General features: G+C 72.9%; 8 protein-coding genes. 6 read left to right on the forward strand and 2 right to left on the reverse strand.

The genetic code is table 11. The features are described from left to right. From D1825_RS01970 to D1825_RS01980, 3 genes are all read left to right on the forward strand, one after another. A partial coding sequence (locus D1825_RS01970; RefSeq protein WP_118765817.1) for an immunoglobulin-like domain-containing protein occupies positions 1 to 3,162 on the forward strand: 3,162 nt, incomplete at its 5' end. Positions 3,163 to 3,246: 84 nt separating this feature from the next. Further along, a complete protein-coding gene (locus D1825_RS01975) occupies positions 3,247 to 4,032 on the forward strand; it encodes a maleylpyruvate isomerase N-terminal domain-containing protein (protein WP_158580662.1) in 786 nt (261 codons plus the stop codon). Further along, complete coding sequence (locus D1825_RS01980; RefSeq protein ID WP_118765819.1) at positions 4,029 to 4,463, forward strand: hypothetical protein; 435 nt, start codon at positions 4,029 to 4,031, stop codon at positions 4,461 to 4,463. The genes D1825_RS01975 and D1825_RS01980 overlap by 4 nt, the downstream gene beginning before the upstream one ends. Before the next feature lie 15 nt (positions 4,464 to 4,478). Here D1825_RS01980 and D1825_RS01985 read toward each other — a convergent pair whose 3' ends face one another. Next, complete coding sequence (locus D1825_RS01985; RefSeq protein WP_118765820.1) at positions 4,479 to 5,165, reverse strand: potassium channel family protein; 687 nt, start codon at positions 5,163 to 5,165, stop codon at positions 4,479 to 4,481. Continuing rightward, the gene (locus D1825_RS01990; protein WP_118765821.1) at positions 5,158 to 6,534 is read right to left on the reverse strand and encodes a TrkH family potassium uptake protein; all 1,377 of its coding nucleotides are present in this window, start codon (positions 6,532 to 6,534) and stop codon (positions 5,158 to 5,160) included. The genes D1825_RS01985 and D1825_RS01990 overlap by 8 nt, the downstream gene beginning before the upstream one ends. Before the next feature lie 123 nt (positions 6,535 to 6,657). Here D1825_RS01990 and D1825_RS01995 point away from each other — a divergent pair, with 123 nt between their 5' ends. The 3 genes from D1825_RS01995 to D1825_RS02005 all read left to right on the forward strand — a co-directional run bounded on the left by D1825_RS01995 (position 6,658) and on the right by D1825_RS02005 (position 8,529). After that, positions 6,658 to 7,836: an acetoin utilization protein AcuC gene (locus D1825_RS01995; protein ID WP_118765822.1), complete on the forward strand. Its 1,179-nt coding sequence runs from the start codon at positions 6,658 to 6,660 to the stop codon at positions 7,834 to 7,836. Between the two features lie 156 nt (positions 7,837 to 7,992). Then, the gene (locus tag D1825_RS02000; protein ID WP_118765823.1) at positions 7,993 to 8,226 is read left to right on the forward strand and encodes a helix-turn-helix domain-containing protein; all 234 of its coding nucleotides are present in this window, start codon (positions 7,993 to 7,995) and stop codon (positions 8,224 to 8,226) included. 204 nt (positions 8,227 to 8,430) lie between these two features. Continuing rightward, positions 8,431 to 8,529 (forward strand): 30S ribosomal protein bS22, encoded by a 99-nt coding sequence (locus D1825_RS02005; RefSeq protein WP_003792170.1) that lies wholly within the window; start codon positions 8,431 to 8,433, stop codon positions 8,527 to 8,529. The last annotated feature ends 96 nt before the right edge of the window (positions 8,530 to 8,625 follow it).

Genomic DNA, 8,625 nt, shown 5'->3' on the forward strand with positions numbered 1-8,625 from the left:
AAGAGCTCCAACCTCGCGCGCGACGTCTGGAAGCGCGTGACCTACACGCAGACCGGCACCACCGGGATCCTGTACGAGGACGGCGTCGAGGTCGCGCGCAACGCGAACGTGACGCTCACGCCGGGCTCGATCGGCGGCGGCGTCACGGCGGCCAACTACATCGGCCGCTCGGTCTACACGGCCGACGCCTACCTCAAGGGCAACGTCCGCGACTTCGCGATCTACAACCGGGCGCTGACCCCGTCGCAGGTCGCCGCTGGGGCAGCCGCCGCGAACCAGGCCGCGGTCGACGCCGACAAGTCCGCCCTCGCGCTCACCGGCGTGGACGCGGTCACGGCCGACCTGACGCTCCCGACGACGGGCACGCAGGGATCGACGATCGCCTGGTCGTCCTCCGACCCGGCCGTCGTCACGGGGTCGGGCAAGGTCACCCGCCCCGCGTTCGGCGGACCCGACGCCACGGTGACGCTCACGGCGACGCTCACCAAGGGCGGTGTCAGCACGACGAAGGCTTTCACGGTCACCGTCCTCGCGGACATCGCGCCGGGCGCCAAGGCGACGTACGACGCCGAGCACCTCACGGTGACCAACCTCGACGACGTGCGCGGCAACCTCACGCTCCCGGCCACGGGCCCGCGCGGCTCGGCGATCACCTGGACCTCGTCGTCCGCTGCCGTCATCACGGCGACCGGCGACGCCACGCGGCCCGCCTACGGGCAGGACGCCGCCACGGTGACCCTGACCGCGACCGCGACCAACGGCGGCGAGCAGGCGAGCCACGCGTACACCGCCACGGTCCCCGCCCTGCCGCGCACAGCCCCGAAGACCGGGTACGTGTTCAGCTACTTCACGGGCGACTCGCTCGCGGGCGAGAAGATCTACTTCGCCGCGAGCCGCGGCAACAACGCGCTCGCGTGGGACGAGCTCAACGGCGGCGCCGCGGCGCTGACCTCGACGCTCGGCAGCAAGGGCCTGCGCGACCCGTTCCTCATCCGCTCGCCCGAGGGGGACAAGTTCTTCCTCATCGCGACCGACCTCTCGATTGGCGGGGGCACGAGCTGGGACGCCTCGCAGCGTTCCGGCAGCCAGTACATCGAGGTCTGGGAGTCCGAGGACCTCGTGCACTGGTCGGCGCAGCGCCACGTGCGCGTCTCGCCGAGCACCGCGGGCAACACGTGGGCGCCCGAGGCGTACTACGACGAGGAGATCGGCGCGTACGTCGTGTTCTGGGCGTCCAAGCTCTACGCGGCGTCCGACCCCGACCACACCGGGTCGACGTACAACCGGATGATGTACGCCACGACGCGCGACTTCGTGACGTTCACGGAGCCGCAGGTCTGGCAGGACCCGGGCAAGTCGGTGATCGACTCGACCGTGCTCAAGGACGGTGACACCTACTACCGGTTCACCAAGGACGAGGCGGCCGCGAGCGGCTGCACCGACATCATCCAGGAGCGGTCGACCGACCTGCTGGCCACGTCGCCCTCGTCGGCCTGGTCGCTGCAGGCCAACTGCATCGGCAAGAACGCCGGCACCGGCGGGGTCGAGGGGCCGACGATCTTCAAGGCCAACCCCGGCGACGTCAACGGCTCGGGCTTCTACCTGTTCGTCGACGAGTACGGCGGCCGCGGGTACATCCCGCTGAAGAGCCCCAGCCTGGCGAACCCGGCCTGGACGCTGCCGGCGTCCTGGGACCTGCCCACCCACCCGCGGCACGGCACGGTCGCCAACGTGTCCGCGAGCGAGTGGAACCAGCTGACGGGTGCGGCGCCCGCCGCGGTCACGTCGTCCGTGTCCCTCGCCCTCTCGGAGTCGTCGGTCGAGCTCGGGTCGACGGTCCACGCGGACGTGACGGTCGCGGCGTCCGATGGTGGCGAGGTCGCCGGAGACGTGACGATCACCGCGGGCGACTTCTCGACGACGGTGACGCTCGTCGACGGCGCCGCCGGAGTCGACCTGCCGGCGACGCTGGCCGCCGGCTCGTACACGGTCCGGGCCGCGTACGCGGGCTACGACGTCGTCGGTGCCGGGTCGGACACGGCAGAGCTCACCGTCGTCGCGCCGCCTGCGGACACGGTCGCCCCTGCGGTCGTGCTGTCCACCGCCCCCGCGGCGCCCGACGGGCTCGGCGGCTGGTGGACCTCGGCCGTGACGGTCACCGCCGTCGCGACCGACTCCGGCACGCCGGTCTCGGGTGTCGCCTCGGTCGAGGCGTCGGTTGACGGGGGTGCGTGGGCGCCGCTCGCCGCGGGCGGGGTGAAGGTCTCGGCCGACGGCACGCACGTGGTCCGGGTCCGGGCCACAGACGTCGCCGGGAACGTCTCGACACCCGTGACGGCCGACGTGCGCGTCGACCGCACCGCGCCGACGGCCAAGGCCGCCGTCTCGGGGCGGACCGTCACGCTGACCGGCTCGGACGCGACGTCGGGCCTCGCCCGGCTCGAGTACCGCGTCGGCTCCGGCGCGTGGACCGCCTACGCGAGCCCGGTGACGCTGCCGAAGCAGGCCGCCTCGCTCGGGTACCGCGCGGTCGACAAGGCGGGCAACGCGAGCGCCGCTGCGTCGGTCGCCGTGGCCTCGTCGTCGGCCGTCTCGGTCGGGCTACCCGCCTCGCTGACCACGGCCTCGACGGCACGCGTCACCGTGGCGGTCACGGCCGGCACCGGCGTGACGCCCACGGGCAAGGTCACCGTGAAGGTCACGCAGGGCTCGAAGGTCCTCACGACGAAGACGGCCACGCTCTCGGGGGGGAAGGCTTCGGTCACGCTGCCGCGCCTGCCCGCGGGCAAGGTCAGCGTCGTGGCGACCTACGCGGGCTCGACGGCCGTGCTGGGCTCGTCGGCCACCGTCACACGGACGGTGGCGAAGGCCAGGGCGAGCGCGAAGGTCACGCTGAACCGGACCACGGCCCGTCCGAACCAGAAGGTCGTCGCCACGGTCGCGGTCTCCGGTCCGCTCAAGGCGACCGGCAAGGTCACGGTGACGATCCGCAAGGGCTCGCACACGTTCGCCACGAAGACGCTGACGCTGTCGAGCTCGGGGCGCGCCTCGATCACGCTCCCGGCGCTGGCCTCCGGGACGTACACGGTCTCGGCCGCGTACGCCGGGTCGGCGACGCTCGGGCCCGCGACGTCGAAGGCGGTGAGCCTGCGGGTGCGCTGACCCACCCGCAGCGACGCGGCGCCGGCTCCCTGCGGGGGTCGGCGCCGTGGCGCTGTGTGGGCGGCGGTCGCTAGCGTCGTGCGGGTGACACCTCTGCCGTACGACACCGTGATCGCCGCCGAGTCCGCGCGGTGCGCCGCCGCGCTCGCGAGCGCCGACCCGGCCGCCCAGGTCCCCGCATGTCCCGAGTGGAGTGCCGCTGACCTGGCCTACCACTTGGCGGAGGTCCAGGACTTCTGGTCGCGCGTCGTCGCGTCCGCCCCCGCGGAGCCGTCCGACGACGTCGTGACCCGCCCTCCGGACGACGAGCTCGTCGCGTTCCTGCGCACCTGCACCACCGCCCTGCTCGACGCGCTCGCGGTGCACGAGCCCGGCGACGCGTGCTGGTCGTGGTCGCCCGTCGGCGGGGACATCGCCTGGGTGCTGCGCCGCCAGGCGCACGAGGCGCTGATCCACCGTGTGGACGCCGAGCAGGCCGCGGGGGTCCCGCTCACCGAGCCCGCCGCCGACCTCGCGGCCGACGGCGTCGCCGAGATGCTCGAGGTGATGGTCAGCGGGCTGCCGGCGTGGGCCACGTTCACGCCCGAGGGCGCGCAGGTGCGGCTCGTCGCCACGGACGTCGACCGTGCGTGGACCGTCGCGCTCGGCCGGTTCACCGGGACCTCGCCGACCAGCGGGAACACGTACGACGAGGACTGCGCCGAGCTGGTCGCGGATGCGCCCGACGACGCGACGGGCGAGGTGCGGGGGACCGCGTGGGACCTCGACCTGTGGCTGTGGGGGCGCGGCCCCGCGGGCGTGCTCGCGACGAGCGGAGACGCCGCGGTCGCCGACCGGCTGCGCGCGATCATCGTGGAGTCGAGCCAGTGAGCACGGGGCGCGCCGTCAGGATCCTGTGGCCGGGGCGGCTCACGCTCGCGCTGTGGCTCGGGTGGGCGGCGGTGCTCGTCCTCGTCGGCGCGAGCGGGGTCGTCGGTGTGCCGGCGATCGCTGCCGTCCTGGTCGGCGTGGGCGTGCTGGTGTTCGCGCGGGCGCCGTTCACCGGCGTGTTCCGCCAGGGCGAGACGCTCGTCGAGCGGGGCTGGTGGCCGACGCGGTCGTACCCGGACCGGGACATCGCCGACGTCGCGCTCGCGCCCTACGCGGGCGCGTTCAACTACGGTCGTCCGTCGCGGTTCGGCGCGACGCTCGTCCTGGTCCGCGACACCGGCGTGCTGGACCCGCTCAACGTCGCGAACGACACGCAGCGGCGCAGCGAGGCCCGGCGCGCCGTGCTGGTGAGCGCGCTCGGCAGGCGCTGAGGGCTGTGCCGACCGTTACGGCCGGGCGGCGAACCGCTCGAGCAGGTCCGCGTGCCCGGAGACGATGAGCAGGTCGTTCGCGGAGATCCGCGTCTCGGAGTCGGCGTAGACGAAGTCGATCCCGGGGCTCTTCACGCCGATGACCGTCACGCCGTAGCGCTCGCGGATCTTCGACTGCGCGATCGTGAATCCCTGCGTCTCCTTGGGCGGGCGCATCTTGACGACCGTGAACCCGTCCTCGACCTCGATGTAGTCGAGCAGCTTGCCCGAGACGAGGTGCGCCACCCGGGAGCCCGCGTCGGCCTCGGGCAGCACCACGTGGTGCGCGCCGATGCGCTGCAGGATGCGGGCGTGCTCGGTGCTGATCGCCTTGGACCAGATCTGCGGCACCCCGATGTCGACGAGGTTGCCCGTGATGAGCACGGACGCCTCGAGGTAGGACCCGACGCCGACGACCGCGACGGGGAACTCCCGCGCGCCGAGCTGCTCGAGCGCCTCGGGGTTGGTCGCGTCGGCCTCGACGAGCGCCACCCGGCCCGCCCACTGCGCGACGAGCTCGGGGTTGCGCTCGACCGCGAGCACGTCCTGGCCGAGCCGGTCGAGGGTCGCGGCGATGGCCGACCCGAACCGTCCGAGGCCGATGACGAGGACGCCGTCGGACTTCTTGGGCGTCCGGGGCGCGGAGTGCGGGGTGTCAGCCAATGATCGGCCTCTCTTCGGGGAGCCGGATGACCCGACGACGGTTGCGCAGCGCGAGCGCGGCGGCAAGCGTCATCGTGCCGGTCCGGCCGATGAACATGAGCACGGTCAGCACGTACTTGGCGGGCGTGGGCAGGTCCTCGGTGACGCCTGTGGACAGCCCACAGGTGGCGAACGCGGAGATGACCTCGAACAGCACCACGTCCAGGGTCCACCCCGTCATGGCGAGCAGCAGCAGGGACGAGACGAGCACGAAGGTCGCGGACACGAGCGAGACCGCGATCGCGACCTGCAGGGCCTCGCGCGGGATGCGCCGCCCGTAGGCCTCGACGTCGCGGTCACCGCGCGCCTCGGCCACGATCGCGAGCAGCATGACGGCCAGCGTCGTGACCTTGATGCCGCCCGCGGTCGACGCCGAGCCGCCACCGACGAACATGAGCGCGTCGGTGAGGAGCCAGGTGCTCTCGTGCATCTGCCCGACGTCGACCGTCGAGAACCCGGCCGAGCGCGGCATCACGCCCGCGAACAGCGAGGCGAGCACCGTCGCGCTCGCGCCGAGCGGCTTGAACGTGCCGGGGTTGGTCCACTCGAACGCCGCGACGAGCACCGAGCCGAACGCCACGAGCCCGAGGCTCGTCGTGATCGTCAGCTTGGAGTGCAGGCTCCAGCGTCGCGGCTCGCGCAGGTTGCGCGCGACGTTGAGGATCACCGGGAAGCCGAGCGAGCCGATGAAGACGCCGATGATGATCGGCATCAGCACCCACCAGTCCGACACGAACGGCGTCAGCCCCTGCTCCGTGGGGACGAAGCCGGCGTTGTTGAACGCCGAGACGCCGTAGAAGATCGCGTGCCAGGCGGCCTCGCCCCAGTCCTCGTCGTACATGTGGAACCGGGGCAGCAGGATCAGCGCGATGATCACCTCGAGCGCGGTCGAGGTGATGATGACCGTCCGCACCAGCGAGCCGACCTCGCCGAGCCGGGTCACCTTGGTCTCGGACGAGACGAGCAGGCGCTGGGTCAGCCCGATGCGCCGCGAGACGGCCATGCCGAGCAGCGACGCGAGCGTCATGACGCCGAGGCCGCCGACCTTGATCGCGACGAGGATCACGACGAGCCCCATCGTCGACCAGTAGGTCCCGGTCGGGACGACGACGAGGCCGGTGACCGTGCTCGCGGACGTCGCGGTGAACAGCGCGTCGATGAACGGCGGGCTGTGCCCGCTGCTCGTCGCCCACGGGGTCGCGAGCAGGGCAGTGATGATCGCGATGACGCCGCCGAACACGAACAGCGCGAGCCGCGCGGGGGACTGCCGGGCCGAGCGGTCGACGAACTCGCGGGCTCGCCACGCCACCCCGGGACCACCCCGCGCCATCTCACCTCCCGTGCATCTCGTCGGACCGGGACCACTGTGGCATGCGGCGGCGTGACGTGCGGCGCTATCCGCCGGTGCGAGCACGGCGCGATCCCGTGGCGCGCGCCGTGGGACAGTGGGCCCATGGCGTCGGGAGCGGTGCGGGTGGTGTGGTCCCCGGAGATGCTCGGGTACGACTTCGGGCCCGGGCACCCGATGACCTCCGACCGCCTCGACCTCACGTTCCGCCTCGCCGAGCAGCTGGGGGTCCTCGAGGGCGTCTCGTTCATCGCGCCGGGCGTCGCGTCCGACGAGCTGCTCGAGACGGTCCACGAGCCCGCCTACGTCCGCGCGGTGCGCGAGGCGGCCGAGCACGGTACGTCGGACGCGTCGCGCGGGTTGGGCACGCGCGACGACCCGGTGTTCCCGCACATGCACGACGCCGCGGCGCGCGTCGTGGCGGGCAGCGTCGAGGCGGCGCGTGCGGTCTGGGCCGGCGAGGCCTCGCACGCGGTGAACCTGTCGGGCGGCCTGCATCACGCGATGCCCGGCGCCGCGTCGGGGTTCTGCGTCTACAACGACGCCGCCGTCGCGATCCGCTCGATGCTCGACGCGGGCGCCGAGCGCATCGCGTACGTCGACATCGACGCCCACCATGGCGACGGCGTCCAGGCGGTGTTCTGGGACGACCCCCGGGTGCTGACCGTCTCGGTCCACGAGACGGGACACGTGCTGTTCCCCGGCACGGGCCACGCGCGGGAGACCGGCGGCCCGGGAGGGCCCGGCGCGGCCGTCAACCTCGCGCTGCCGTCGGGGACCTCCGACGCGGGCTGGCTGCGGGCCATCGACGCCGTGGTCCCGGCCGCGGTGCGCGAGTTCGCGCCGCAGGTGCTCGTCACCCAGCACGGCTGCGACTCGCACGTGATGGACCCGCTCACGCACCTGCGCGTCTCGATCGACGCGCAGCGCCTCGCGGCGAGCTGGCTGCACGACCTCGCGCACGAGGTGAGCGACGGTCGCTGGCTCGCGCTGGGCGGCGGCGGGTACGCGTTCATCGACGTCGTGCCGCGGGCCTGGACGCACGTGCTCGGCATCGCCGCGCACGCGCCGGTCGACGTCGCGGTCGCGGTCCCGGAGCCGTGGCGCGACGTGGTCCGTGAGCGGTACGGGCGCAACGGCGCGGACCGCATGGGCGACGGCCGCGAGCCCGTGCTGCGGCCCTGGTCGGCGGGCTACGACCCGGCCGACGACGTGGACCGCGCGATCCGCGCGACGCGCCTCGCGGCGTTCCCGCTGCTCGGCCTCGATCCCGACCTCGACTGACCGCATCGCCCCTGGTCGCGGCTGTCGTCGCGCACCCGGGTGATCACTCTGGTTCACCTCTTTCACTCGCGTCCCACGCGCCACTAGGGTGGTGCGACACCCAGTGGGGGTGCGCGGGGCCGACGCGACGCCGGCCGGAACGGAAGACAACGGACGATGAGCGACCAGCCGGGCCGCCAGCGCTATCTCACGGTCGTGGAGGTCGCGGAGATCATGCGGGTCTCCAAGATGACCGTCTACCGCCTGCTGCACTCGGGAGAGATGCCCGGGGTGCGCGTGGGCCGGTCGTTCCGCGTTCCCGAGGACGCGCTCGAGCACTACCTCGCGACGTCGATCCAGCCGGTCGTCGTGGACACTGCGGCCGACGAGGCCGGCCGCCGCACCTCCTGACACACCCCCTGATCGCGCCGGCTGTGGCGCCGTTCACGCCTCGGATGAGGCGGCGCGTCGCGGCCGGGCCCGTCGATCGCGTAAGGTAGGGCCTCGGACTTTCTCCGTGCGTGGGCGACTCGATGGCTGATCGACGAACCGCGCGTCGATCAAGCAGGTCTGGCCCCTCGGGCCGGGCCCTCCACCGGAAGCGAGAGTGGACCTATGGGTTCCGTCATCAAGAAGCGCCGCAAGCGGATGGCCAAGAAGAAGCACCGCAAGCTGCTTCGCAAGACGCGCCACCAGCGCCGCAACAAGAAGTGACCGATCGGGCCCGGCTGATGCCGGGCCCGACGTGTTTGTGGGCTCCCGACCAGGCCCGGCTAGAGCGCGCGCTCGAGCACGTAGTCGTCCTCGAGC

This window comes from Cellulomonas rhizosphaerae, from assembly GCF_003470205.1.
GTDB lineage: Bacteria > Actinomycetota > Actinomycetes > Actinomycetales > Cellulomonadaceae > Cellulomonas > Cellulomonas rhizosphaerae.